At 67.4% G+C, this 23914-nt stretch carries 32 protein-coding genes; 14 read left to right on the top strand and 18 right to left on the bottom strand.

Translation table 11 applies throughout. From position 1 onward, the window contains the following. Positions 1–96 precede the first annotated feature (96 nt). Complete coding sequence (locus EV645_RS34215; RefSeq protein WP_242000835.1) at positions 97–954, top strand: phosphotransferase enzyme family protein; 858 nt, start codon at positions 97–99, stop codon at positions 952–954. A 15-nt stretch (positions 955–969) separates the two neighbouring features. On the opposite strand, the gene EV645_RS34210 is transcribed toward EV645_RS34215, so the two are convergent. Together EV645_RS34210 and EV645_RS42975 are read right to left on the bottom strand one after the other, a co-directional pair. Next, positions 970–1746, bottom strand: a complete 777-nt coding sequence (locus EV645_RS34210; RefSeq protein ID WP_130448488.1) for a class I SAM-dependent methyltransferase — start codon at positions 1744–1746, stop codon at positions 970–972. A gap of 30 nt (positions 1747–1776) precedes the next feature. After that, the gene (locus EV645_RS42975; RefSeq protein ID WP_157997222.1) at positions 1777–2601 is read right to left on the bottom strand and encodes a GNAT family N-acetyltransferase; all 825 of its coding nucleotides are present in this window, start codon (positions 2599–2601) and stop codon (positions 1777–1779) included. Between the two features lie 135 nt (positions 2602–2736). Between EV645_RS42975 and EV645_RS34200 the strand changes: the two genes are divergently transcribed. From EV645_RS34200 to EV645_RS34190, 3 genes are all read left to right on the top strand, one after another. Then, positions 2737–3075, top strand: coding sequence for a YciI family protein (locus tag EV645_RS34200; protein WP_130448207.1), 339 nt, complete (start codon positions 2737–2739; stop codon positions 3073–3075). Positions 3076–3139: 64 nt separating this feature from the next. Beyond that, positions 3140–3463 carry a YciI family protein gene (locus EV645_RS34195; RefSeq protein ID WP_130448206.1) on the top strand — a complete coding sequence of 108 codons (324 nt, stop codon included), beginning with the start codon at positions 3140–3142 and terminating at the stop codon, positions 3461–3463. Then, a complete protein-coding gene (locus EV645_RS34190) occupies positions 3460–4701 on the top strand; it encodes an RNA polymerase sigma factor (protein WP_130448205.1) in 1242 nt (413 codons plus the stop codon). Before EV645_RS34195 ends, EV645_RS34190 begins: the two co-directional genes overlap by 4 nt. Here the strand turns inward: EV645_RS34190 and EV645_RS34185 are convergent. From EV645_RS34185 to EV645_RS34170, 4 genes are all read right to left on the bottom strand, one after another. Beyond that, entirely contained in the window at positions 4675–5403 is a 729-nt protein-coding gene (locus EV645_RS34185) for a DUF3626 domain-containing protein (RefSeq protein ID WP_242000834.1), read from the bottom strand. The genes EV645_RS34190 and EV645_RS34185 overlap by 27 nt on opposite strands. Further along, complete coding sequence (locus tag EV645_RS34180; RefSeq protein WP_130448203.1) at positions 5403–5888, bottom strand: NUDIX domain-containing protein; 486 nt, start codon at positions 5886–5888, stop codon at positions 5403–5405. Before EV645_RS34180 ends, EV645_RS34185 begins: the two co-directional genes overlap by 1 nt. A 5-nt stretch (positions 5889–5893) precedes the next feature. Next, the gene (locus EV645_RS34175; protein ID WP_130448202.1) at positions 5894–6289 is read right to left on the bottom strand and encodes a tautomerase family protein; all 396 of its coding nucleotides are present in this window, start codon (positions 6287–6289) and stop codon (positions 5894–5896) included. 139 nt (positions 6290–6428) lie between these two features. After that, the gene (locus tag EV645_RS34170) at positions 6429–7184 is read right to left on the bottom strand and encodes an SAM-dependent methyltransferase (RefSeq protein WP_130448201.1); all 756 of its coding nucleotides are present in this window, start codon (positions 7182–7184) and stop codon (positions 6429–6431) included. Positions 7185–7274: 90 nt separating this feature from the next. Here EV645_RS34170 and EV645_RS34165 point away from each other — a divergent pair, with 90 nt between their 5' ends. Together EV645_RS34165 and EV645_RS34160 are read left to right on the top strand one after the other, a co-directional pair. After that, entirely contained in the window at positions 7275–7706 is a 432-nt protein-coding gene (locus EV645_RS34165) for a MarR family winged helix-turn-helix transcriptional regulator (protein WP_198682048.1), read from the top strand. A gap of 104 nt (positions 7707–7810) precedes the next feature. Continuing rightward, a complete protein-coding gene (locus EV645_RS34160) occupies positions 7811–8368 on the top strand; it encodes a cysteine hydrolase family protein (protein ID WP_130448200.1) in 558 nt (185 codons plus the stop codon). Here EV645_RS34160 and EV645_RS34155 read toward each other — a convergent pair. Beyond that, positions 8365–9192: a phosphotransferase gene (locus EV645_RS34155; protein WP_130448199.1), complete on the bottom strand. Its 828-nt coding sequence runs from the start codon at positions 9190–9192 to the stop codon at positions 8365–8367. The two genes, EV645_RS34160 and EV645_RS34155, sit on opposite strands and share 4 nt — an antisense overlap. 70 nt (positions 9193–9262) lie before the next feature. Between EV645_RS34155 and EV645_RS34150 the strand changes: the two genes are divergently transcribed. Continuing rightward, positions 9263–10195, top strand: coding sequence for an aldo/keto reductase (locus tag EV645_RS34150; RefSeq protein WP_130448198.1), 933 nt, complete (start codon positions 9263–9265; stop codon positions 10193–10195). A 42-nt stretch (positions 10196–10237) separates the two neighbouring features. Here EV645_RS34150 and EV645_RS34145 read toward each other — a convergent pair whose 3' ends face one another. From EV645_RS34145 to EV645_RS34130, 4 genes are all read right to left on the bottom strand, one after another. After that, positions 10238–10786, bottom strand: coding sequence for an isochorismatase family protein (locus EV645_RS34145; protein WP_130448197.1), 549 nt, complete (start codon positions 10784–10786; stop codon positions 10238–10240). Positions 10787–10859: 73 nt separating this feature from the next. After that, positions 10860–11150 carry a DUF1905 domain-containing protein gene (locus EV645_RS34140; protein ID WP_130448196.1) on the bottom strand — a complete coding sequence of 97 codons (291 nt, stop codon included), beginning with the start codon at positions 11148–11150 and terminating at the stop codon, positions 10860–10862. Further along, positions 11150–11860 carry an alpha/beta fold hydrolase gene (locus EV645_RS34135; protein WP_130448195.1) on the bottom strand — a complete coding sequence of 237 codons (711 nt, stop codon included), beginning with the start codon at positions 11858–11860 and terminating at the stop codon, positions 11150–11152. Before EV645_RS34135 ends, EV645_RS34140 begins: the two co-directional genes overlap by 1 nt. Then, positions 11860–12807 carry a helix-turn-helix transcriptional regulator gene (locus EV645_RS34130; protein ID WP_130448194.1) on the bottom strand — a complete coding sequence of 316 codons (948 nt, stop codon included), beginning with the start codon at positions 12805–12807 and terminating at the stop codon, positions 11860–11862. Before EV645_RS34130 ends, EV645_RS34135 begins: the two co-directional genes overlap by 1 nt. Before the next feature lie 108 nt (positions 12808–12915). Between EV645_RS34130 and EV645_RS34125 the strand changes: the two genes are divergently transcribed. After that, positions 12916–13863, top strand: coding sequence for a helix-turn-helix transcriptional regulator (locus EV645_RS34125; protein WP_130448193.1), 948 nt, complete (start codon positions 12916–12918; stop codon positions 13861–13863). Here EV645_RS34125 and EV645_RS34120 read toward each other — a convergent pair. Then, on the bottom strand, positions 13845–14279 hold the full coding sequence (locus tag EV645_RS34120) for a GNAT family N-acetyltransferase (protein WP_130448192.1): 435 nt from the start codon (positions 14277–14279) through the stop codon (positions 13845–13847). The genes EV645_RS34125 and EV645_RS34120 overlap by 19 nt on opposite strands. Before the next feature lie 95 nt (positions 14280–14374). On the opposite strand from EV645_RS34120, the gene EV645_RS34115 reads away from it, so the two are divergent. Further along, the gene (locus EV645_RS34115; protein ID WP_130448191.1) at positions 14375–15277 is read left to right on the top strand and encodes an LppU/SCO3897 family protein; all 903 of its coding nucleotides are present in this window, start codon (positions 14375–14377) and stop codon (positions 15275–15277) included. A gap of 4 nt (positions 15278–15281) precedes the next feature. On the opposite strand, the gene EV645_RS34110 is transcribed toward EV645_RS34115, so the two are convergent. After that, complete coding sequence (locus tag EV645_RS34110) at positions 15282–15707, bottom strand: nucleoside deaminase (RefSeq protein ID WP_130448190.1); 426 nt, start codon at positions 15705–15707, stop codon at positions 15282–15284. Continuing rightward, positions 15697–16545 (bottom strand): LLM class flavin-dependent oxidoreductase, encoded by an 849-nt coding sequence (locus EV645_RS34105; protein WP_130448189.1) that lies wholly within the window; start codon positions 16543–16545, stop codon positions 15697–15699. Before EV645_RS34105 ends, EV645_RS34110 begins: the two co-directional genes overlap by 11 nt. Before the next feature lie 92 nt (positions 16546–16637). On the opposite strand from EV645_RS34105, the gene EV645_RS34100 reads away from it, so the two are divergent. From EV645_RS34100 to EV645_RS34090, 3 genes are read left to right on the top strand one after another with little or no spacing between them, the layout of a single operon-like run. Beyond that, a complete protein-coding gene (locus EV645_RS34100; RefSeq protein ID WP_130448188.1) occupies positions 16638–17105 on the top strand; it encodes an Lrp/AsnC family transcriptional regulator in 468 nt (155 codons plus the stop codon). Positions 17106–17117: 12 nt separating this feature from the next. After that, positions 17118–17957: a hypothetical protein gene (locus EV645_RS34095; protein ID WP_242000833.1), complete on the top strand. Its 840-nt coding sequence runs from the start codon at positions 17118–17120 to the stop codon at positions 17955–17957. Continuing rightward, entirely contained in the window at positions 17954–18739 is a 786-nt protein-coding gene (locus EV645_RS34090) for an SDR family oxidoreductase (RefSeq protein ID WP_130448187.1), read from the top strand. The genes EV645_RS34095 and EV645_RS34090 overlap by 4 nt, the downstream gene beginning before the upstream one ends. 115 nt (positions 18740–18854) lie before the next feature. Here the strand turns inward: EV645_RS34090 and EV645_RS34085 are convergent, their stop codons facing one another. Continuing rightward, positions 18855–19298 carry a MarR family transcriptional regulator gene (locus EV645_RS34085; protein WP_130448186.1) on the bottom strand — a complete coding sequence of 148 codons (444 nt, stop codon included), beginning with the start codon at positions 19296–19298 and terminating at the stop codon, positions 18855–18857. Positions 19299–19366: 68 nt separating this feature from the next. Here EV645_RS34085 and EV645_RS34080 point away from each other — a divergent pair, with 68 nt between their 5' ends. Then, positions 19367–20161: an alpha/beta fold hydrolase gene (locus EV645_RS34080; RefSeq protein ID WP_130448185.1), complete on the top strand. Its 795-nt coding sequence runs from the start codon at positions 19367–19369 to the stop codon at positions 20159–20161. Here EV645_RS34080 and EV645_RS34075 read toward each other — a convergent pair. Together EV645_RS34075 and EV645_RS34070 are read right to left on the bottom strand one after the other, a co-directional pair. Continuing rightward, positions 20151–20579 (bottom strand): OsmC family protein, encoded by a 429-nt coding sequence (locus tag EV645_RS34075; RefSeq protein ID WP_130448184.1) that lies wholly within the window; start codon positions 20577–20579, stop codon positions 20151–20153. The genes EV645_RS34080 and EV645_RS34075 overlap by 11 nt on opposite strands. A 31-nt stretch (positions 20580–20610) precedes the next feature. Further along, positions 20611–21261 (bottom strand): SDR family oxidoreductase, encoded by a 651-nt coding sequence (locus tag EV645_RS34070; RefSeq protein ID WP_130448183.1) that lies wholly within the window; start codon positions 21259–21261, stop codon positions 20611–20613. A gap of 17 nt (positions 21262–21278) precedes the next feature. On the opposite strand from EV645_RS34070, the gene EV645_RS34065 reads away from it, so the two are divergent. Beyond that, on the top strand, positions 21279–22058 hold the full coding sequence (locus EV645_RS34065; RefSeq protein ID WP_130448182.1) for an alpha/beta fold hydrolase: 780 nt from the start codon (positions 21279–21281) through the stop codon (positions 22056–22058). Here EV645_RS34065 and EV645_RS34060 read toward each other — a convergent pair. Next, a complete protein-coding gene (locus EV645_RS34060; protein WP_130448181.1) occupies positions 22026–23909 on the bottom strand; it encodes a propionyl-CoA synthetase in 1884 nt (627 codons plus the stop codon). The two genes, EV645_RS34065 and EV645_RS34060, sit on opposite strands and share 33 nt — an antisense overlap. Positions 23910–23914 lie beyond the last annotated feature (5 nt).

The following is a 23914-nucleotide window of genomic DNA, read 5'->3' as shown; positions in this document are numbered from 1 at the left end:
ACAGCACTTTAAGCCGTGCTCCCCCGTCTCGCCTGCGGTTTGCCGACGGACCCGATCCCGCCCTCTGGTTGACATGGTTGTGCGGGCTCCAGCAGCATGGGCGCTACGGCGGCGCCGTGGATTGCGCGTATCTTCTCCTCGCCGGCAGACCAGGTCAGCCGGGTCGAGGGCGACGCGGAAATCCTGCGATTCCTGGCTGAGCACAACTTCCCGGCCGAACGCGTCGCGCATGCGGAGCCGGTGTCGGTGTTCAACGGCAGCGGCGTGATCGTGACGAGGTTCGTCGAAGGTGGTCGGCCCGATGCGCCCGAAGCCGCAGTACACCACGAACTCGGGACTCTGCTCGGGCGGTTGCACGCTCTCCCCGCAGGTGATGGCGCAGTCGCCCGGGACGGTGGGTCCGACGAAGCCGGTGGCGGCTTCCACGTTGGACGGCCAAAAGAGGATCTTGCCGCGGCCATGAGCTTCCTGGTCAGCGTCGAGGACGAGGTCGCCCCCGAGGGCCGGGAAGGTTTCGAGTTGCTGCGTGATCGTGTCGAGAACGCCGATGACGCTGAAGGACTCCCCCCGGCTCTGACCCATGGCAACTATCACGCCTGGTCAGCCGTCGGTACGCCGGGAGATCTCGTCATCGTCGGCTGGGCGGGGTCTGGCCGCGGTCCGCGACTACCCGCGCTCGCCTGGCTGCTGACGACTGCGGCAGAGGGCGATCTAGCCCTTGTCGACGCGGCGGCGCGTGGCTACTCCGAGCATGTGCAGCTCACCGACGAAGAAATCCAGAGGCTCCCTGGGATCCTCGGTATGAAACCGCTGTGGCTTGCCTGCATCCAGTATCGGGAGTCTGTCCGCAGCGGGCACACTCCGACCCTCGACGACGGCTGGCCGACTTGGGACGTCGACCGCAACGAGCGCAACCAGCGGATAGCTGCCCGAGCCATCGCAGCGTTTCGGTGAGACAGCCGGACGCGGCTACTGGCTGGGAAGCGGCCGGAGCTTGAAGATCAGGATGCCGAGGTACTTGTTCATCCACGCCTGCTTGTGCGGGTAGCGGAGTCGGGCGTCCTCGGGCAGTTGGGGCTCGAGCGCGGTCTCGACCCACAGCCCGGCCGCACCGAACTCGTTGAGCAGGTCAGAGATCGTGTAGGCACGCTTGGTGAGGGTGATTTGGTCGTTCCAGCCGCTGAGGTAGGAGAACGGGGCGGTGGAGAAATACTCCTCGCCCAGGGAGGTGCCATTCTGTTCGGACCGTTCGACGGCGTATCGGATTGGCTGCGTCCTGGTCAACAGGATGAATCCGTCGTCGGCCAGCATTGCGCGCGCTGCCTGCAGGGTGCGGACCGGATCTTTCGCGTAACCGAAAGACTGCAGGAACAAGATCCGGTCGAACCTGCGACCGGCGAGCCCAGGCAGAGAATCCAGCTCAGAGAGATCTCCTCGGATGAACTCCAAGCCGGGCAGCGGGTCATTGAGGAAGTTGCCACTGAGGTCAACACCTACCGAGGCGGTCGCACCGTCTCCGACCAACTCAGCGAGCTTGCCGCCGTTGCCACAACCGACATCGAGCACTGAGCATCCGGTGATATCACCCAGCAGGTGTCGCTGCGCAGGCCACTCGACAAGCCGATCCAGCGAGTCCTCCCTGGCTCGGGCGCGCTCGTAGTGAGGAGCAAGTTCGAGCCAGGGAGCGCTCGGATCTGCTGGAAGGTCTGTCTGTGCGTCGTCTGCCATCGCCACGAGGCCGACCATAGCTGTCACGCCTGCGACCTCGCACACGGATTACCGGAGAGCTCCGCTGTGGACGTGAATGTGAAGGTGCTTAGAATCCTGGTATTCACCGAGATTCGTCAACACGGCCGCCGCCCCGGTCGTTCTCTCGGTCTCCCCCGCGATCGATTGAACAACCTCGAACAACCGGCGCATCACCTGCTCGTCGGACGAATCCACCGTGGTAAACGACGCAATGTGCTGCTTAGGCACAATGACGATATGCGTCGCCCAGAAAGGCCGCGTGTGATGAAACGCCAGTACCAATTCATCCTCGTGTACGACGTTGAGCCGGCTCGGATCAGGGATCGCCACATCGCAGTAGAAGTCCGTGCCGCTGTACTGAGGGGCCGACCACACCCCCAGCCATTGTTCGGCGTCGTATTCGTGGAAACGGGTTACTTCGGTGAAGCCAAGTTTCTGGGCGAGCCGCATGGACCGGGCGTTGGCGGACTGGGTTGTCAGGGCGACGGCCTCGCCGGGCCGCGTGGTGGCGAACCAATTGAGCGCGGCGGCGCAGGCTTCGGCGGCGTACCCGTGGCCCCAGGAGATAGGCAGGAACAGGTAACCGAGCTCCGTGGACGCCGCACCCGGTCGGTCCGGGTCGCGAGGGTCTAGCGTGACCATGCCGATCATCTGGCCGCCGAGGTCGACGATGAACAAGCCGGGGCGCTTCTTCGGTGTCTCGGGGACGGCGCTCTCGAGCTCGTCGCGGTCTCTGGGGCCGCCGATGTACGTGCCGACGTCCGGAGACGTGAAGAGTTCGATGACCGCCGTACGATCGCGGGCCTCGGGTTCACGCAGTACGAGCCGCTCGGTTCTGATGGGGTCGGTCATGGCGCGCAACCTACCTCCTCTCCCCCGGCGGCGCGGAAAGTTTCTTCAACGAAGATTGTCGGATCGGTGTGCAGGCGTTCGTGGAAGGGGTGAGCGGGCCACCGAGGAGCGCTACGACGGAGGAGTTGATACGGGATGCAGTACCTGATTTCTGTGCTCGACGACGAGAGCGACGAGAGTACTGCCGACGCGGCGGACGGTTCGGGCGACGTCGACGCGTTCAACGAGCGGCTCAGAGCCGACGGGTACCTGGTGTTCGTGGCCGGCCTCGACTCCCCCGCGACAGCCGCCGTCGTGGACAACCGCGGCGACGCGGCGATCTTCACCGACGGGCCGTACGTGGAATCGAAGGAGTACCTCGGCGGACTCTGGATCGTCGAGGCGCCGGACCTCGATGTCGCGCTCAAGCTCGCCGCGGAGGCGTCACGGGTCTGCAACCGCAAGCTCGAAGTACGTCCGTTCGTCGACGAATGAGCCGACGAATGAATCGCGGACCGGATACCGTTTCCGGAGAATTCACCACGGGAGATGATGTGTGATGCAGTTTCTGGTTTCTGTGCTCGACGACAAGACCAATTCGGCCACTCCGGAAGAGATGACCGCCATCACGGCGTTCAACGAACGGATCATCGCCGACGGCAACTGGGTCTTCGCCGGCGGTCTCGCGGCGCCGAGCGCGGCGACGGTCGTCGACAACCGCGCCGGCGAGGCGATCTTCACCGACGGGCCGTATCTGGAGTCGAAGGAGTACATCGCCGGCCTCTGGATCATGCAGGCGGACGACCTCGACGCGGCCCGCGACCTCGTGACCGAGGCGTCGAAGGTGTGCAACCGCAGGCTCGAGGTGCGGCCGTTCCTGTGAGCGATGTCCGGGAGACGATCACGCGGGTCCACCACGAGGAGTGGGCGCGGGTGGTCGCGTCCCTGACCAAGCGTTTCGGCGACCTCGACGTCGCCGAGGAGGCCGCCGCCGAAGCGTTCGCGACCGCCGTCGAGCGGTGGCCGGACGTCGGCGTACCCCCGAACCCGGGCGCCTGGCTGACCACCACCGCCAACCGCAAAGCCATTGACCGGCTCCGTCGCGAGAACAAACGCGACGACAAACACAAGGAGGCTCAGATGTCGTACGACGACCCGCCCGAGCCTCTCGGTGTGATCGACGACGAACGGCTGCGATTGATCTTCACCTGCTGCCATCCGGCGCTCTCGATGGAGACCCGGGTCGCGCTGACGTTGCGGATGGTCGGCGGGCTGACCGTCCCCGAGATCGCGCGCGCGTTCCTCGTGCAGGAGACGGCGATGGGCCAGCGGATCACCCGGGCCAAGGCAAAGATCAAGGCGGCGCGGATCCCGTATCGCGTGCCCGATACGGAGGATCTCCCCCGGCGCGTGTCCGGCGTACTCACTGTGTTGTTCATCGTGTTCAACGAGGGCTATCTGGCGACTGGTCCGGATACGGATCCGGTGCGGCATGAACTGACGTCCGAGGCGATCCGGTTGACGCGGCTCATTCGTGCTCTGATGCCGGACGACGGCGAGGTGGCCGGGTTGCTGGCGTTGATGCTGCTGACCGAGGCTCGTCGTACTGCGCGGGTGTCGGCGAGCGGCGAACTGGTGTCGTTGGACGAGCAGGACCGTGGCTCCTGGGACGCCGCGATGGTGGCTGAGGGGCATCGGCTGGTGCGCGAGCGGTTGGCGGCCGGGGTTGCTCCAGGGCGGTACCAGATCCTCGCGGCGATCAACGCCGTACACACGTCTGCACGGGATGTGCGTGACACGGATTGGTCGCAGGTTGTTGCTCTTTATGGCCAGTTGGTCCGCGTGGATCCGTCGCCGATCGTCGAGCTCAATCGCGCGATCGCGGTGGCTGAGCTGGACGGGCCGGAGGTTGCGTTGGCGACGGTTGACCGGCTGTCGGAGAAGTTGGACGGGTATCACGCATTCCACGCGACGCGGGCGGATCTGTTGCGACGGATGGGCCAGAGCCAGCAGGCGCGCGCGGCGTACGACAAGGCGATCGAGCTAGCCGGCAACACCGCCGAAACGGCCTACCTCACCCGCCGCCGCGACCAGCTAGCCGGCCCTTCCAAACCGAGCTAAGCAATGCCAGACCTGCTTGATGGATTGCCCACGGTGTCCGGCGCGCCCGAGTAGCTCAGGCGTCAACTCCGGACCCAGCGTGCGCGCCAGGTCGACGACGTTCTGCCCGCGGTACGCCGGGTCGAAGTCGTCGGCTGTGGCCCGAAAACCCGGGTGATACTCAACGGCACAACCGAGCCTTTGTGCGGCCTCCTCGACCCGGGTGCCGATGAACGACGGGTCGAGGACTACTGCGTCCACGTCAGTGTCGAAGCGTACGTCGCCGTGGACGTGCGCTTCGACGTAGTCATCAAGATCGTCGCTGCCGGAAACGTCTGCCAACCGGCACAAGCGCTCCAGCAGACCCTTGTCCCCGAAGTGCTCGGGATCCCGCGCAGAATCCGGGAAGCAGAACGTCGACCGGTCTATCGCCTCAGGCTTCAGTCGAAGGTACGACGACCCGAACCGGATCCCGTCGCCGTAAACATCGTCCCGTCGATTCCACACGCCATAAACGGGCCGCGTGACCGGATCCTGCTCGTCGTACTCGCGTGCGAACAACCGACTCTCCCACCGCCACCGGTCGCCGCCTTCGTAGGCTGTTAATCCGCCATTAGAAATCCCAGTAACAAACTGCGACCGATAAAACCCGTCGCTCACCATCGACTCGATCACCATCCGATCACCATGCGGCCAATTGGGGTGGAAATGCAGGGTGATCATCAGAGTGGTCCTGTGACATGGCCGGCGGCGTCGATCGTGATGAACCGCAGTTGTTGATCATGCCGACCGGCCGCCAGCCAGTGGCTGAAGGCGACTGCGGCTGTCGGTGGCATGTCGAGGGTCGTCGGGTCCATCGTCAGCTCGAACCAGCGGAGATCGCCCTCGGTGCATTCGGTGGGGATGGGTGAGTCGGGGCGCAGGTCGGCGGTGAAGTAGTACGTCGTGCGCAGCTCGGTGCTGGTGTCCCGCATCGCGACGTACCGGAGGCTGAAGTTGTCGAGGTGATCGGCGGCGATCCTGACCTCCTCGTGGAGCTCCCGCAGCGCGGCCGCTGTCGGGTCGTCGAGTTCGCCTGGTTCGACGTGGCCGCCGATGCCGACCCAGGAGTCCGCGATCGCGCGGGATCCACGGCGATACAGCAGAAGCACAGTCCCCTGACGAACCAGGAAGACCGACGTCACGTGGCGGGTCGCACGTAGTGTCATCTGGGTCAGACGTTGATGGTGAAGCCCAGGTCCAGGTCGGAGGCTGGGTGGCCGCCTCGGAGGCCCCAGTTGTGGGTGGGGTGGTCTCGGATGAGGATCGTGACGTGGTCCGCGGGGATGTTGAAGGGCTTCAGATTGGCGATCATTGCGGCGTAGAGCGTGCGCTTGGCGTCGATTGAGCGGCCGGCGAAACAGTCGATGGTGACCAGCGTGAAGTACTCGGGCTGAGTCAACCGCGGCGAGCACGCAAACCGGTGCGGCGCGTGGACGATCAGCCGCACATCCTTGTCCTGCGGCGGAATCTGAAATCCGGTGACCACCGCATCATGCACAGCGTCGATCAGCGCAACCTCCTCCGCCTCGGAATACTCCCGCCGCACTTCAATCATCGTGCTTGGCATACAACAAATCCTTTCACTAGCGCGAATATGTCGGTGGCTGCGACCACACTGCTAGCCCATGAAGATCCCACGAGGTGCCGCGGTCGTCGTCGAGGCCGGCAAGGTCCTGGTCGTGAAGCGCTACCTGCGGCTCGGCCGTCTAGCCGCGTTCATTGAGATGGGCGACCAGCCGGGTTAACCCGAGCAGGTCCCCTTGGTCGGCTTCCAGCATTTGTTCGTCGGGTTTGTAGCCGCGGTCTACTTCGGCGCAGGTTTTCAGCCAGAGGAGCCAGTCGGACCAGCTGTTGGGGAGGAAGTCGGCGGTTTGGACGGCGACCAGGTTGGTGCGTTGCCAGAGTTGGTGCCACCAGTCGGGTGGGAGCCAGGTGCAGAGGTCGGGGCCCCAGCGGGACTCCAGGTACGACGGGAGCGTGAGGACCGGTGCCGTACGGATGCCAGGGGCAACGACGCCGAGCGTGCCGCCGGGGCGGAGGAACTGGGTGACGTAGGCGAGGTAGTCGGCGCCCGTGCCGAAGTAGTTGAAGGCGCCGATGCTGACGATCGCGTCGAAGAAGTCGTGGGCGAACGGGAGCTTATGTGCGTCGGACTGGATCGGGTGGACGCGGTCCGCGGCGCCGGAGTCCTGGATTCGTTGCCAGTTCTCGGTCGGGTCGACCCAGAGGTCGGTCGCCCAGACCTCCACGTCGTACTCGCGGGCGAAGAAGATCGACGTCAGCGCGGTACCGCAGCCGAGGTCGAGGACCCGCATGCCGGGCTCGAGCGTCATTGCCCCCATTAGACCCTCCGCGCTCCATAGCGGATGCGGGCCCATGAGGTTGTCGACGATCCACTGCCGGTCATAGGTGTTCGACCGTGGATACCGGTCGAGGGTGAGCGCATCGAGTGCTGAGGACATGGGGTGACGATGCCAGCGTCCCGGAGCGCCGACAACGGAGTTTCGGAGCCAGTTAGTTACGACGAATTAATTAATGTACCGTTAGCATCTGTGACGACACCTGCTGAGGATGCGGCCGCGCTCCGGCTGATCGTGGGCCGCATCGCCCGCAAACTCCGCGCCGCGAAGAACGTCGTGGGCGGCCTGGCGCTGTCCGAGTCCTCCGTGCTGGCCCGGCTGGAGAGCGACGGCCCGGCCTCCCCCAGCGCACTGGCCGAGCAAGAGGGGGTGCGCCCTCAAGCCATGGCAGTCACGCTGGCCGCCCTCGAGGAACGCGGGTTGGTGAGCAGGGAGCCGCACGCCGCCGACCGCCGCCGCGCGGTGATCGCAATGACAGCCGCCGGCCGCAAGATGGCTGCTGATCGGCGTTCCGTCTCCGGCCAGCGCCTCGCGACGGCCATCGAGGAAGAGTTCAGCCAAGCGGAGCGTCGCGAGTTGCAGCAATTGATGACGCTGCTCGACCGGCTGTCGGAGCGGCTGTGACCCCTAGCAGCACAGCAGGACCGACCGCTAGGCGATGACCCTGGTCGCCGCAACCGCCTCGGTGTTGCGCGGCCGCCACCACAAGGCCTGAAAGGACCATCAATATGGCGAACAGAGCTCTGCTCGTGATGGACGTACAGCAAGTGATCGTGGCGCGTATCGCCGGTGAGACCGACTATCTGGTCGGCCTGCGTCGCGCGATCGACGCCGCTCGCGCAGCGCAGATCCCGGTGATCTACGTGGTCGTCGGCTTCCGCGCCGGCCATCCGGAGATCAGCTCCCGCAACAAGTCGTTCAGCGCGATCTCGAGCGGCCAGGGCATGGCCGGGGACGATCCGAACATCGCGATCCACCCGGACGTCGCCCCGCTGCCCGGCGACATCGTGGTCACGAAGAGGCGGGTCAGTGCCTTCACGGGCAGCGACCTCGAGGTGGTGCTCAGGTCGGGCGACATCGACAGTCTCGTCCTCACCGGGTTGGCCACGAGCGGCGTCGTATTGTCGACGCTGCGCCAGGCGGCCGACCTGGACTTCCGGCTGACGGTGCTGGACGACGGCTGTCGCGACTCCGATCCCGAGGTCCACCGCGTGCTCACCGAGAAGGTGTTCCCGCGGCAGGCCGATGTCGTGTCGATCGACGAGTGGGTCGCCAAAGTCAGCTAGCTGATGGCCTCCGCGATCATGCGGTGGCCCTGTTGCTCGAAGGGCTCGTCGCCGACCTCGTAAGCCCAGATGCAGGTGTTGATGGCCTCGCGGAGTTGGGCCCGGTACCAGGCGTCCGGCTCGCGCGGGTCTGAGCCATAGCCGCTCAGGAAGGCTGTCTCCAGCTCGGGGTTCGAGCGGAACTGCTGGGCGGCGAGCCGGGCGAGGTCGGTGTACGCCGGGCGGAGGTCGGCTCGGCCGAAGTCGATGACGCGGATGGTGCCGTTGTCGGTCAGCCAGTTACGCGGCTGCCAATCGCCATGGGTCGGCACGAGAATCGCCGGCGGCGTCGGCCAGCCGGCGATCTCTGCTCGCAGACGCTCGGCCAGCTCCGGCGCGATTCGGTGCTGCTTGCCGAGGTTGGCGAGCGTCCTCTGATTCTCACGGGATTCATAGGCGTCGTCGGGTACGGCGGATTGCTGGTGGAACTGCGCCAGCAGCCCGCCGGCCTCGTCGTACGTCGCCGGCGCCCATTCGGCAGGCGTGCCCTGGACCAGCTCGCCCGGCAGGAACCGTGTCAGGAGGAGCTTGGCCTCGTCGTCCACGTGGACGAACTCGGGCGCCCTCCCCCGTGAGGTCCACGGGGTCAGCCAGTTGCGGTGGGCCCGTATCTCGCGCGCGAGGTGGTGATCGGCCGCATCGCCGGCCTTCGCGATATAGCGCTCGCCGTCGTGCATGAGCTCGAGCACGAGGGTGCCGATGAGACCCCAGCTGTGGTCCTTGACGAGCTCGGCCGACGGCAGCCAGGTGTCGAGGAGAACTTGTTGTCTATCAGTGAGTCCCACGCGCGCAGAATAACGCAGAAAAAGTGCGGGAAAGGTGGACGAACGTCCTTCGAGGATTTATCCTGGCCGAATGCAGAATTCACAGATAAATACGTCTCTACCATTAAACCTATCATCGGGAATTGCGGAAAGCAAGTCGGGCGAATTCTGGCAGCTCGGGGACGTTGCGGTACGGCGGATCGGGTTCGGCACGAAGCGGCTCGCGGGACCCGGCGGTGATGGGGCGGATCTGCAGGAGCGAGCGGTCGCGCTGCTGCGGCACGCGGTCGAGCTGGGCGTGAACCACATCGACACCGCGGCGTTCTATCCGAGTCGCGGCGGCGCGGGGCAGACGTCGTTCGAGAGCCTCGACTGGGCGAACGACGTGATCCGCCGCGCGCTCGCGCCGTACCCGGAGGAGTTTGTGCTCGCGACGAAGGTGGGGCCGACGAAGGACGGGCTGGCGCGTCCGGACGAGTTGCCGGCGCTGGTGGAGCGTGATCTGCGGGCGCTCGGAGTGGACGTGCTGGATCTGGTCAATCTGCGGCTGCACGGGATGAAGTCGATCGCGGAACATTTCGGCGTCCTTGCCGAGCTGCAGGCGAAGGGCATGATCCGGCACCTCGGTGTGTCGAATGTGCGGGTGGAGCATCTTCAGCAAGCGCGGGAGATTGCGCCGGTGGTTGCGGTGCAGAACCGGTACAGCGTGGGATTCGGGCGGGTGAACGACGAGATCCTGGGTTTGTGCGGTGAGCTGGGGATCGCGTTCGTGCCGTTCTTCACGCTGACCGCGGAGTCGCGGGAGGCCGGCGGGGTGCCGGAGTCCGCAGCCGTGCAGGAGGTCGCGGATCGCCACGGCGCGACGCCCGCGCAGATCCGCTTGGCGTGGACGCTGAGCCGGGGCGCGCACGTCCTCGCGATTCCGGGCACGTCGAGCCGGCAGCACCTGGAGGAGAACCTGATGGCAGCCGGCATCACCCTCTCCCCCGGCGACCTCGCCGTCCTCGACGCCGTCTCGGGCTGAGTCAGTGCGCCGGGGCGGCGGCAAGCGTCGCCCCGGCATCGCCTAGAAGGTGACCTCGTCGGTGCTCTGCACGGCGGCGGTGCGGCCCGGCGCCCGGTGGTATTGCCAGTACAGGTTGGTGTGGGCGATCACCTTGTCGGGCGTCGGAGCGCCGTACTCCGAGAGGTTCTCGGTCGTGTGCGCGTCGCCGACCAGCGTGACGTCGTATCCGCGGACGAAGGCGCCGTGGATCGTCGAGCGGATGCACTCGTCGGTCTGGGCGCCGCTCACGATCAGGTGGCCGATTCCGGCGCGGGCGAGGACGTCCTCGAGGTCGGTGGCTTCGAAGGAGTCGGGGAACGTCTTGTGGACGAGCGCCTCCGAGCCGTCGCGGGACAACTCCGGGACGAACTGCCACTGGTCGCTGTCCTTGACGAGGTTCTCGCTCGAGTGCTGGACCCACACGACGGGCACGCCGCCGGCGCGGGCCTTGCCGACCAGGGTGCTGATGTTCGCCACGACTTGGTCACGCTCGTGCGCCTCGGCCACGACACCGTTCTGTACGTCGACCACCAACAAGGCCGTGTTCGGCCGATCAGCCAGCGTTGACATGCCCGCTACCTCCACGCTCTGAATATGTACAGCTTTGACGTACGCCGAACGCTAGACCCGACCGCCGACAGTTTCAGGTCCGCAGCCGCAACCGCACGGTCGGCACGTCGCCGTCATCGAGATCCTCGGCCCGCCGCACCGACGCCTTCACCGGCAGCAGGTACCGCCCGTCCTTGGGAAACATCGACGTGTCCCACGCCGTCTCGCCGATCTCCGCGACGACCGGGATCATCCCCCACCCGTAACTGACAAAGCTCGACTCAGCCTCGAAGTACGCACACTCCTCATCCGGCACCGTAATGAAGTACCAAGGCGCCGGCCCCCGCCAATACCAAATCTCCCCAGCAAACTCGACCTCATCCATCACGCCTCCCGCCACCCGTCCAGCGCCGCCATGAAGTCATCGAGAAACCCGTACCAGACACAATGCCCCGCGCCATGGACAGAACGGACCGAGAATCCCAACTCCTCCAGTTCCCTAGCGCGATCCGCCGACACGTACCGGCTCGGCGCTGCCCTGATCACCAGCGACGGAACCGTCGGCCGACCGACTACCTGCCCGGCATAAGAACGCTCGAGCGCGACCGCCGTGTCCACGTCGAAGTTCGCTGCCGCCTCAGCCTCCAGCCGGCAGTCCTCCGCCGACCAGCCAGGACGCGTGGTGCGCAGACGATGCTCGGTACGGGCGGCCCGGGCTGCAGTGAATCGTTCCCGAAGGCCCATGGCCGGCGGATCTTCCGACGGGTTGTCGAACGGTACGTCGACGTAGACGACTCGAGCCGGACGCAGCCGAGGTAGTGCATGGGAGAGAACGACTGCGCCGAGCGAGTGGCCGATCGCGAGCGACGGTCTGTGGTCGACGGACTCGAGTACGGCGTCCACGAAGAGGTCCATAGTGGCCTCGGGCGCTGCTGGAGAGTTTCCGTGACCGGGCAGGTCCACCGCGATCGCCCGATAGCCGCGCTCCGCGAGTGCAGGACCGACCTGGTGGTACTGCGCGGCGCCGCCGAGCATGCCGTGGACGAGGAGGGCGACGCGATCGCCGGAGCCCCACGCCATGGTGTTCAGCCGCATCAGTCGAGGGTGCTCGCTGTGATTAGGCGTTGGCCCAGGGCTTGGGAGGCGGCTTGGATTTCGGGGCTGCCGAGGATTCGGTAGGGGGCTCGGATCGCGGTGAGGTGGGCGGCGTACCAGTCGGGCTCGTCGGTGCTGGCGAGGAGGCGGGTGTGGGTCTCGTCGATGGGCTCGAGGCGGCCCATGGAGCGTGGGATCCAGCAGGCGGCGTCGTCTCGGGGAGCGTCGATCAGGACTTCGATGGGGTATTTCCAGCCGAGGGCGAGGTGTTCCTCGACGGCTGCCAGTGGATCCAGGTCGGGTGGTGGGGTGAAGTCCTGGGTGAGGGGCTCGACCTTGGTGACCTTGTCGACGCGGAGGACGCGTTGGGAGTCCTTGGCGTGGGACCAGCACAGGAGATACCAGCGGCCTCGGCGTACGACGACTGCCCACGGGTCGACCTCCATCGGCCACTCGTCGTGGTGGCGGCGGTAGTGGATGCGGACCTGCCGGCACTCGGTGCTGTACGACACGAGCGCGGCCGTGATCTCGGGCTCCGGCGTACGGACGCCGGGGTCGGGGCCGCGGGCGCTGACCCGGCGGATCGCGTCGGTGGAGCGGGCGATCTGCTCGGGCAGCACGCGGATGATCTTGCCGAGCGCGTTCTCGACCGGGTCCGCGGCGCCGCGCGGTCCTTCCAGCACCGCCATCACCAGGCCGAGCGCCTCGGTCGTGCTGAACATCAGCGGTGGCAGGCGCAGTCCGCGGCCGACGCGGTAGCCGCCGTACGGGCCGCGGACGGACTCGATCGGGATGTCGGCCTCGCGCAGGATCGCGACGTACCGGCGGGCCGCCCGTTCGGAGACGCCGAGCTTGTCCCCCAACTGGTCGGCCGTGATGCCGGGGCTGTTCTGGATCAGCTCGAGGACCATCAAGGTCCGGGCTGTCGGGCTCACGTCGTACGCCATCGCTCACCATTCCGGAAGGTGTCCGTCCGGAACTGAGGCTAGCGTGCACGTCCGACAGAAAGACAGTAGGGCTCACGACCTGAGCAGTTTGTCTGCGACGATCGGAGTGTGCGCGCAGATCGATTGGTAGCGGTGTTGCTGCTGATGCAGGCTCGCGGCCGCGTGACTGCGGCTGACGTCGCGCAGGAGCTGGAGATCTCGGTCGCGACCGCGCGCCGCGATCTCGAGGCTTTGTCTACGGCCGGTATCCCGGTTTATCCACAGCCCGGCCGCAACGGCGGCTGGCAACTGGTCGGCGGCGCTCGCACAGACCTGAGCGGGCTGACGGCAACGGAGGCGCAGGCGCTGTTCCTCCTCGTCGGTCCCGCGGCGTCGATCGCACCGGAGGCGAAGACGGCGCTCCGCAAGCTGGTACGCGCGCTGCCCGGCACCTTCCGCGAGCACGCGCAGGCCGCGGCCGAGGCGGTCGTTATCGATCCGGCCCGCTGGGGCGCCCACGCGAAGGAGCGCCCGGAGTTGGTCCGCAGCCTGCAAGATGCCGTCGTACGGCGGAACCGGGTGCGATTGGTCTACTCGGGCCGCGGGCATCAGACCTCGGAGCGGATGGTCGATCCGCTCGGGCTCGTGGACAAGGACGACAGCTGGTATCTGATCGCCTGGACCGACCGGGGCCAGCGCACGTTCCGGATCGATCGCGTGGTGGCGGCTCAGGCGACGGACGAGACGTTCGAGCGACCGGCCGGATTCGACCTCTCGACGGCCTGGGGCGAGATCGTCGAGCGGATGGAGGAACGGCGATCGGGGCTGACGGCAACGGTCCTGATGGACCAACGGCACGTCTGGGTGATGCAGGACCGCCTCGGCCGCAACTGCGAGGTCGACGGGACGGACGGCGACCGCGTCCGACTGAGGATCACCGCACCCACTCCCCTGATGATCGCCCAGGAACTGGCCGGCTGGGGCGGGTCGATCGAGGTGCTCGACCCGCCTGAGGTCCGGGCCGAGCTGGCACGTCTCGGCCGGGAGCTCACGGATCGCTACAGCGGGATCATGTAGAGGATGAAGCCGCGGTTCTCGGCGACCTGGTCGTAGAGACGGCGTGCGGTCGCGTTGCTCTCGTGCGTCGACCAGTAGACCCGGCCGCAGCCTCGCTCGCGCGCCCAGTCGGTGACCGCCGCGATCAGCGCTCGCGCCGCACCCTGGCCGCGTGCCTCGGGAGCGGTGAACAGGTCCTGCAGGTAGCAAGAGTCGGGTGCCGTCGTGCTCGCGTGGGTGAGGAAGTGCGTGATCCCGACGAGCCGTCCATCCAACCGGGCGCCGAGGGCGTGGATCTCGGAGTCCTGCTGGAATCTGGTCCACGCCTGATCGAAGAACTCGTCCGGCATCGTGCGGCCGTAGAACTCGTTGTAGCCGGCGAACAGTTCCTGCCAGGCGTCACGGTCGGTAGAGGTCAAGGGGCCGATGGTGAGCATGCCGGGCACTGTGGCATATGAACGGCCGAGTGGACCATTGGTGTGAGTAAGGTGCCATGGTTCAGCGTCTCCCGACCGAGCCTCAGGAACCATTCGTGACCACATCCCCTCCCCAGCCGCCGCAGAACCCGTACTCAGGTCAGCCGGCCGGCTACGGTCCGCCGCCGCAGCAGCAGTTCCCGCAGTACACCCAGCCTGACCAGCAGCAGCCGGGCCAGTACCCGGGTCAGCAGGCTCAGCAGCCGGGCCAGCAGCAGTACCACGGTCAGCCGTACCAGCAGGCCCCCGAGCAGCAGGGGCAGTTCGCGCCCGGGCAGTACCCGAGCCAGCCGCAGTTCGGCCAGTCGTTCCCGCAGCAGGGCGCTCAGCAGTCCTTCGCGCCGCAGGGTCAGATGGCGTGCCGGTTCTGCGGTGGGTACCCGGCGGTCGAGGCGACCGTGCGCGGCCACCAGGGCCTGATCATCCTGATGCGGTTCCTGAAGCTGCAGGGTCCGTTCTGCCGGACCTGCGGGATCGCGTCGGTCCGCGACATGACCTCGAAGAGCCTGTGGCAGGGCTGGTGGGGTGTCGGCTCGTCGATCATCAACCCGATCACGATGCTGATGAACATCGGCCCGATGCAGAAGTTCAAGAGTCTGCCGGAGCCGCAGCCGGGCCCGGGCCGGCCGATGAACCCGGGCAAGCCGCTGTTCCAGCGTCCGGCGATCCTGATGCTGCTGGTGCCGGTCGCGGTGATCGCGCTGATCGTCTTCGCCAACCTGAACTCGACCGAGGCGAAGGCCAACGTCGGTGCGTGCGTGGTGAACAACGGCACCTCGAGCAGCCCGGACGTGAAGGTCGTCGACTGCACGTCGTCCGAGGCCGAGTACAAGATCGTCGGCAAGATCGACGACTCGACCGACGACAGCCAGTGCGACCAGTTCGAGGGCGCCGAGGCGTCGTACGTCTACGAGCAGGGCTCGACGAAGTACACGCTGTGCCTCACCCCGGTGAAGTAGCAGCTCAGACGTAGTACCCGTCCACCGGCACGCGCGCCTCGTCGTACAGCGCAGGTCCTTCCTGCGGTACGGCGGGGAAGCTGCCGGTGGATTTCAACCCGTCGAGCTGCTCGCCGGACAACGCATAGACCACCCGGCCGAGCCCGGAACGTGCGAGCGCGCCGGTGCACATCCCGCACGGCTGGCAGCTGGTGTACATGGTCGTGCCGGACGCGTCGTCGGGCGACAGGTGTTGTGCGGCCCAGACGGCGAGCTTCAGCTCCGGGTGGAAGCTGATGTTGCCTTCGCTGATCGTGGTGTTGTGGTCCTCGGCCAGCACGGTCCCGTCCGGGCCGACCAGCAGCGAGCCGAACGGTGGGTCGCCCGCTTCACGCGCGGTCGCGGCCAGTGCGATCGCGCGGCGCAGGAATCCTTCTGCTTCAGGTGTCACGTCGTCTCCAAGAGTCTCTAGTTGTCGCGAGCGCCTGCCAGGCCGTCTCGGGTCGTTCCGTCTCCGCGGGGTCGCCCTGATAGGGATCGAGTACGACGCTCTGCGCGCCGAGCTCCCGCAGTACGTCGAGGTCCCCGATCACCTGCTCTACCGTGCCTTCGCCGGCGACGCGATTGTCGTCGGGTAGCGGCTGGTCCGTCAGCCGCAGAAGGATGCGCGGCGCGAACCCGGGAACTGGCCGATCGAGCGATGCCGCGACGGTCCGCAGCTGATCCAGACCCGAGCGCATCTGGTCGAGACGCAGACGCAGCGGATGCCACGCCGTACCAAACCGTATGGTACGGCGGAGAGCCGGCGCACTCGTGCCGCCGACCCAGATCGGGATCGTGCCGCCGCCGTAGTCCGCTGTGTCGGCCCACGCGCGCCGTAGTTCGGCCAGCAGTTCGTCGGTGTCGCGTCCGCGCCGGGCATGCTCAGCGCCGAGTGCTTCGAACTCCTGCCGCGCCCAGCCGACACCGACGCCGAGCACGAGCCGGCCGCCGCTGAGCTGGTCGAGGTTCGCGGCCATCCTTGCCACGAGCAACGGATGCCTGTACGGCGCGATCAGCACCGTCGTCCCGAGCCGGACCCGCTCCGTGATGCCGGCCAGCCAGCTCAGCGTCGTGAACGGCTCGTAGAACGGCGCCGGGTACTGCTCGGCCACATCCGGCGTGATCACGACGTGGTCGGACACCATCAGCAGGTCGTACCCGAGTCCTTCGACCACGCGAGCCCAATCCCGCAGCCGCGCAGGATTCGTCCCCGGGCCGAAGTTCGGCACGTTCACCCCAAGTTCCACACCCTCAGGCTATCCAGGCAGTGACCGCGTTCTGAAGAGATTCTTCCCGGCGTACACCCCGAGCGCCGGGGAATCGCCGGTAGATTTGGCATGTGACCGAGACTCTCGATTCGACCGACTGGGCGATCCTCAGCGAACTGCAGGAGGACGCCCGGATCTCGCTGACCGAACTCGGCCGGCGGGTCAGCCTGAGCGCGTCGGCGACGACCGAGCGGGTCCGCCGCCTGGAGTCGATAGGTGTCATCACCGGTTATCGCGCCGAGGTCGACCTGACCAAGGTCGGCTACCCGGTGCTGGCCGTCGTACGGCTGAAGTACCCGGGCAACAAGCACGAGCCGCTGCACCGGCTGCTGGCCGAACGGCGCGAGATCCTCGAGTGCCTGCGGACCACCGGCGACGACTGCTACACGCTGAAGGTCGCCGCGGCGTCGATGCCGCATCTGGAGGAGCTCGTCAACGAGCTGACCGACTTCGGGAGTACGACGACCAACCTGGTCTACTCGCAGACGCAGCGGTACCGCGGACCGGAAAAGCCGATGACCGAGCCCATCCGGGAATGAGAGCGTTGCCGGGTGCTGACCGTCCTGGGGATCAACGTCTCGCCTGACCTGCTGGACCGATGGGTGGACTGGCTCGCGCCGGACCAGCAGCCGTTCTTCGTCACGAAGAAGCAGGCGACCGCCTGGAAGCTTGACCCCGACGACCGCGAGCCATCGCCGGAGGAGCGTGACACCTACCGGACCTACAACATCGACCGCCGGGCCGCGCGGACCGTTTGGCTGAGCGAAGCGGCGTACGACGAGCTGCCGAAGGCGACCCGAGCCGCGCTCGTGCGCGCGCAGGTGAACCACGGGCGTGGGGCGGTGCCGACAAACCGGAAGTGGGCGGATGTTGTCGGGGCAGCCGGACGGCAGCAGGCGGACGGGCACCGCTTCGTCTGGTGGAAGTCGCTGTTGACCGAGCCCGACAAGGTGCTGCCGGAGATCGTCAGTGAGGACCTTGGGCCGAGCAGGCACGCGGAGGTTCGCACGTGGCCCAAACAGCTCGAGCGGGTGCGGGAGTTGGCAGGCACGTTTCCGGACGGGAGTGGGCCGAACTGCTTCGGGACCGTGATGGCGGCCTGCGGAGTCGAGGGCGCGGAGAGCGTGTGGATGCTGCGGGAACCGTTCGAGGAGTGGCTCGCGAACCACACCGAGCGCGGCGGACGGGACGACGTACCGGGCACTGTGTTCGTCTGGCGCGACACGGGGTCGCGGGTCCAGCACGCGGCGGTGACCATCGGCGACGGGTGGATGTTGCACAAGCCGTCGCAGTCCTGGATGACGCCGCGGAAGGTCCGATCGGTCAGCGAAGTCAAACGCGCAACGCGGACTGCCGGATGGCGGCTGGAACGTCATAGAGTTGTGGGGTGAGGTTGCTCGTCACTGGGGCCACCGGTCTCCTGGGGCGTGAACTCCTGCTCTGCGCCGGAAAACAAGCGATTGACGTCGTACCGGCGTACCACTCGAAGGCTCTGCCGGGCGGAGTGCAGCTCGACGTACGGCGGCGGGACCAGGTGCGCGACGTGATCCGCAGCGTGCGTCCGGACGGCATCATCCACACCGCTTACCGGCAGGACGACTGGGCGACGACTGCGCATGGCGCGGTCAATGTCGCGCTGGCTGCGGACGGTGCGCGGCTCGTGTTCGTGTCGACCGATGCGGTGTTCGGTCCGCGCAAGACGGCGTACCGCGAGCACGAGGCGCCGTGCCCGGTCACGCCGTACGGCGCCGCGAAGGCAGCCGCGGAGACAGCGATCCACGCGATAGCCCCGGATGCGGTCATCGCGCGTACATCGCTCATCATCGGGTCGGACGGCCACTCGGAAGAGGAGCAGCGCGTACGACGGTTGGCCGCCGGCGAGCCCGGAGCGTTCTACACGAGCAACATCCGCTGCCCGATCCACGTCACAGACCTGGCGTCGGCGCTGCTCGAACTGCTGATGTCCGACCTCAACGGCATCATGCACGTCGCCGGTCCCGAGGCGCTGAGCCGGCTCGAGCTCGGCCGGCTCATCGCGATCCGCGACGGCCTCAACCCGGAGGCGCTTCCGTCCGTCCGGGGCGAACCGTCGGAGATCCAGCTCGACAGCCGGCGGACCCAGGCGGTGCTGCGGACCCGCCTCCGCGCAGCCAGCGAGTTCCTAGCCGCCTGACCACACTCCGCCGCAGATCCGTACCCGTCTGAGGGGTTGACCCCTCAGGTGGTCGGTTGACCCCTCGCATGCCGGGGGGACAACCGACCACCTCAGGGGTTGACCCCTCAGACGGTCAGAACCGGTTCGGTAGCAGGTCGCGGGCGAGTTGCTCGAGGGCGTGCGAGACCTCGGCGATGCGGGCCGGGTCGTCGGTGCCGAGGGCCTCGGCGAGCGCTGGCTCGATCGTGGTGGCGCGAACCTGGGCCAGCCGGTCCGAGACGCCGGGCGCCTGGCTGACCAGAGCACGCCGCCGGTCGGCGGGGTCGGTGGTGGTGATCACCGAGCCGGCCTCCTTCAGCCGGGCGATCGCGGTCGACACCTGGCTCTGCGGCAGACCGGTTCGCGCGGCGATCTCCCCCACCGCGCTCTCCGGGTGACCGGCGATATCGCTCGCGACGATCAGCACCATCCGCGCGCTGCCGGCGTACTTCCCCGCTCCACCGGGAGGCTCCGGTAACGCGTCCTCGCCGATCTTCATCAGCGCCCGTCCGAGCAGGAAGAGCTCCACACCGTTCACAGCCCGGAATCTACATCAACTCAGATACATCTTGATTGATGTATCTATTTAGATGTAATCTCCGAGCCATGACGATCCTCGAAGTTCCCGGCGCCGTCCTCCACTACCAACTCGAAGGCAACGGCCCGCTGCTGCTGATCTCGCAGAGCGGTGAAGGCGACGCCGACCGCACCGTCGACCTGGTCGGACATCTCAAGGACGAGTACACAGTGCTCACATACGACCGCCGCGGGCTCTCCCGGAGCCGGCTCGACCGCCCAGCGACGATGGCCGACCACACGGACGACGTACACCGTCTGCTCGCCCACCTCACCGACGAGCCCGTGGCGATGCTCGGCTGCAGCCTCGGCGCCGTGATCGGTCTGCATGTCGTTGCCGACCATCCGGGCCAGCTCCACACCTTGATCGCGCACGAGCCGATCGCGCCGTGGCTGCTCGCGGACCCCGAGCCGAAGCGGCACCGCGACGAGCTCGCCGAACTGCGCGATCACTACCTCGCCAACGGACTGCAGGCGACCGTCCCGGAGATCGCACGCTCCCTCGGCATCGACCCGTCGAACGGCGAACCGAACCGCACCGACTTCCCGATGGACGCCAACCGGATCGCGAACTTCGACTACTTCATCCGGCACGACTTCCTCGCCGCCGCAGACGACCCGGAAGCCGATCTGACGACCGTCAGCGCGCGCATCATCCCGGCAGCAGGTACGACGACGCCGCGCACCGTCTTCGACTACCAGTGCGCCGAAGCGCTCGCCGCGAGGCTCGACCAGGAACTACAGCTCTTCCCGGGCGGCCACAACGGCAACCTGAGCCACCCGAAGGCCTACGCGGCCAGGCTCCGGGAAGTGCTCAGTCGTTGACGGTCGTCGTCACCGGGGTACCGAGCTCGACCGTCCGGCTGACCGTGCAGAGCCGGTCGTGCGACATCTTCACCGCGCGCGGCAGCGCCTCACGGGCCTTGTCTCCGTCCTCGCCGTCGGGGAAGTGCACGACGAACTCGACCGCGAGGTTCTCCATCCGGTTGCCCTCCTCGGCGTCCCGGACCTTGTCCCCGCGCACGACAGCGCTGAACTCGGTCGGCTCGGCGCGGCGGCTGACGACGATGTCGACGTCGATCGCCGAGCAGGTCCCGATCGCGGCCAGCAGCAGCTCCACCGGGGTGAAGTCGGTGTCCGCACCGCCGGAGCCGACCCGGATCGTGCCGCCGCGGGCGTTGCGCACCTCGTAGCTGCTGTTCGCCACGCGCTCGAAGGTCACCTGGCGGAGTGTGTCTGCCATATCCATCACATTTCTGTTGCTTGTGGCAACTTCAGAGGGACTCGAGGGCCTCGTTCACCGGCGTGTCACCGGCGATGAGCTCGAGCGTCCGGCCGATCGAGGCCGGGGTGTCGCAGAGGCCGGCCAGCACCAGCGCGACGTCGCCGCGGCTGATCCGGCCGCGGCCGGTCTTGTCGGCGAGCAGGACGTTGCCGGTGCCGGGGTCGTTGGTCAGACTGCCCGGCCGCAGGACGGTCCAGTCGAGGTCCCGCGCGCGCAGGTCCTCCTCGGCCGCCCACTTCGCCCGCAGGTAGACGGTGAAGGTCTCGTCATCGGTCAGCGACGGCGCCTGGTCCGCGCCCATCGAGCCGACCTGGATGTGACGCCGTACGCCGGCCTGCTGGGCCGCGTCCGCGAACAGGGCGGCCGCACCGCGGTCGACCGTGTCCTTGCGTGCGTTCCCACTGCCCGGACCGGCGCCGGCCGAGAAGATCGCGACGTCCGCGCCGGCCAGGACCTCCGCCACCGCCGCCGCGTCGGACTGCTCGAGGTCGAGTACTGCGGCCTGCCCGCCGGCCGCGGCGATGTCCGCGGAGTGGTCCGGGTTGCGTACCAGCCCGACCACCTCGTGACCGTCACCGCTCAGCAGCTTCGTCAGCCGCAGCGCGATCTGTCCGTGTCCACCTGCAATGACGACTCGCATACCAGCAGACTATCTCTGTGCCACACGCATCAACGATTGACGGGACGAGGATCGCCTACCAGGTTCGGGGCGAGGGGCAACCACTTGTGTTGCTGGCGGGGCAGTCGAACAACCACACCTGGTGGGATCCGATCCGCTCCGACTTCCAGGGACACCAGACGATCACCCTCGACTGGAGAGGGACAGGCGAGAGCGACAAGCCCGACGAGGTCTACAGCACGGTCGGGTTTGCAGACGACGTGGTCGCGGTGCTGGACGACCTGGAACTGGACAACGCGTACGTCTACGGAACGTCGATGGGCGGCCGGGTCGCGCAGTGGTTGGCGATCAATCATCCCGAGCGCGTCAAAGCACTGGTCCTCGGCTGCACGTCGCCGGGCGCGGCCCACGGGTACGAGCGAAGCCAGGAGATCCGCAAAGCGCTCGCCGATCCAGCGCGGACCGATCGCGTGCTGCTGGAGCTGATGTACACACCAGGCTGGCTCGCCGACAACCCCGGTCCGTACTACGTACTCGGCGACCAGAGCATGCCGTCGTACACCAAGCGCCGGCATCTGGTTGCCAGCAACAAGCACGACGCCTGGGACGGCCTCCCGAGCATCACGGCGCCGACCCTCATCCTGCACGGTTCCGACGACATCTTCAGTCCCGCCGCCAACGCCCAACTCCTCGCCGACCGCATCCCCGGAGCGCGTGCCGAGCTCATCGACGGCGCTCGGCACGCCTACTTCCACGAGTTCCGGTCGGTCGCGAGTCCGGCGGTCCTATCCTTCCTGGCTGCGCAACACCGGGCGTAGAGCGTCCAGTACCGCGGGATCCTCGATCGTCGACGGCACCGGCTCGTCCCGCCCGTCGGCGATCCCACGCATCGTCCGGCGCAGGATCTTGCCCGACCGGGTCTTCGGCAACGCGTCCACGACCGACACATCCCGGAACGCCGCCACCGGCCCGATCTCCCGGCGTACGGCTGCCACCAGTTCGTCGCGGAGCGTCTCCTCGCTCACCGAAGCGCCTGCCTTCAGAACGACGAGCGCCCGCGGCAGCTGCCCCTTCAACGGATCGTGTACGCCGATCACCGCACACTCCGCGACGGCAGCGTTCGCCGCGACGACCGCCTCGATCGAACCGGTCGACAACCGGTGCCCGGCCACGTTGATCACGTCGTCGGTGCGGCCCATCACGAAGATGTACCCGTCCTCGTCGATGAACCCGCCGTCGCCGGTCAGGTAGTACCCGTCGTACTCCTTCAGGTAGCTGTCGATGTAGCGCTGGTCGTCGCCCCACAGCGTCGGCAGTGCGCCCGGCGGCAGCGGCAGCTTGATCGCGATCGCGCCCTCCTGCTGCGGCAGCAGTTCCTTGCCGTACGCATCGAGGATCTGCACGTTCCAGCCCGGCATCGGCACGGTCGCCGAGCCCGGCTTGGTCGGCAGCGGCTCGAGCCCGCGCGGGTTGGCCGCGATCGGCCAGCCGGTCTCGGTCTGCCACCAGTGGTCCACGACGGGTACGCCGAGATGCTCGTGCGACCAGTGGTACGTCTCCGGGTCGAGCCGCTCCCCCGCCAGGAACAGCGTCCGGAAGCTTTCCATCGGGTACTTCGCCAGCTCGGCCGCCTCCGGGTCGACCTTCTTGATCGCGCGGATCGCGGTCGGGGCGGTGAACAGGGCCTTCGCGCCGTGCTCGGAGATCACCCGCCAGAACGCGCCGGCGTCCGGCGTACCGACCGGCTTGCCTTCGTAGAGGACGGTGGTCGCGCCGACGAGGAGCGGGGCGTAGACGATGTACGAGTGGCCGACGACCCAGCCGACATCGGAGGCGGTCCACCAGACATCGCCCGGGCCGATGTCGTAGACGTTGCGCATCGTCCAGGCGAGAGCGACGGCGTGGCCGCCGTTGTCGCGGACGACGCCTTTCGGCTTTCCCGTCGTGCCGGAGGTGTAGAGGATGTAGAGCGGGTCGGTCGCGTCGACCTGGACCGGATCGGCGGGCTCGGCCTTCGCGGTGAGGTCGGTCCAGTCGAGGTCGCGCTCACCCAGCGTGGCCTCGGCCTGTGGGCGCTGGAGCACGATCGCGTGCTCGGGCTGGTGCTGCGAGATCCGCAGGGCCTCGTCGATGATCGGCTTGTACTCGACTACCCGCGTCGGCTCGATGCCGCAGGAGGCCGCGACGATGACCTTCGGGGTTGCGTCGTCGATGCGGGCGGCCAGCTCGCGTGGGGCGAAGCCGCCGAAGACCACCGAGTGGATCGCGCCGAGGCGGGCGCAGGCGAGCATGGCGACGACTGCTTCCGGAACCATCGGCAGGTAGACGACGACCCGGTCACCTTTGCCGACACCGAGCGATGCCAGTGCGCCGGCGAATCGAGCGACCTCGTCGCGCAGCTCGGCGTACGTGAAGGTCGCGCCGGTGCCGGTGACCGGGGAGTCGTAGATGAGGGCGGTTCGGTCGCCGTTGCCTGCTTCTATGTGGCGGTCCAGGGCGTTGTACGACGTGTTGAGTACACCGTCGGGGTACCAGCGGTAGATCGGGGCATCGGTGGCATCGATCGCGCGGGTCGGTGGCCGCGTCCAGGAGATAGCCTCCGCCGCCTCCAGCCAGAACCCGTGCGGGTCGTCCAGGCTCCGCCGGTAGCTCTCGTCGTACGCGCCCATTTGGA

This window comes from Kribbella rubisoli (assembly GCF_004217145.1).
Classification (GTDB): domain Bacteria; phylum Actinomycetota; class Actinomycetes; order Propionibacteriales; family Kribbellaceae; genus Kribbella; species Kribbella rubisoli.
Note: the sequence above shows the minus strand (reverse complement) of the source record. Positions and strands in the feature narration are given on the sequence as shown.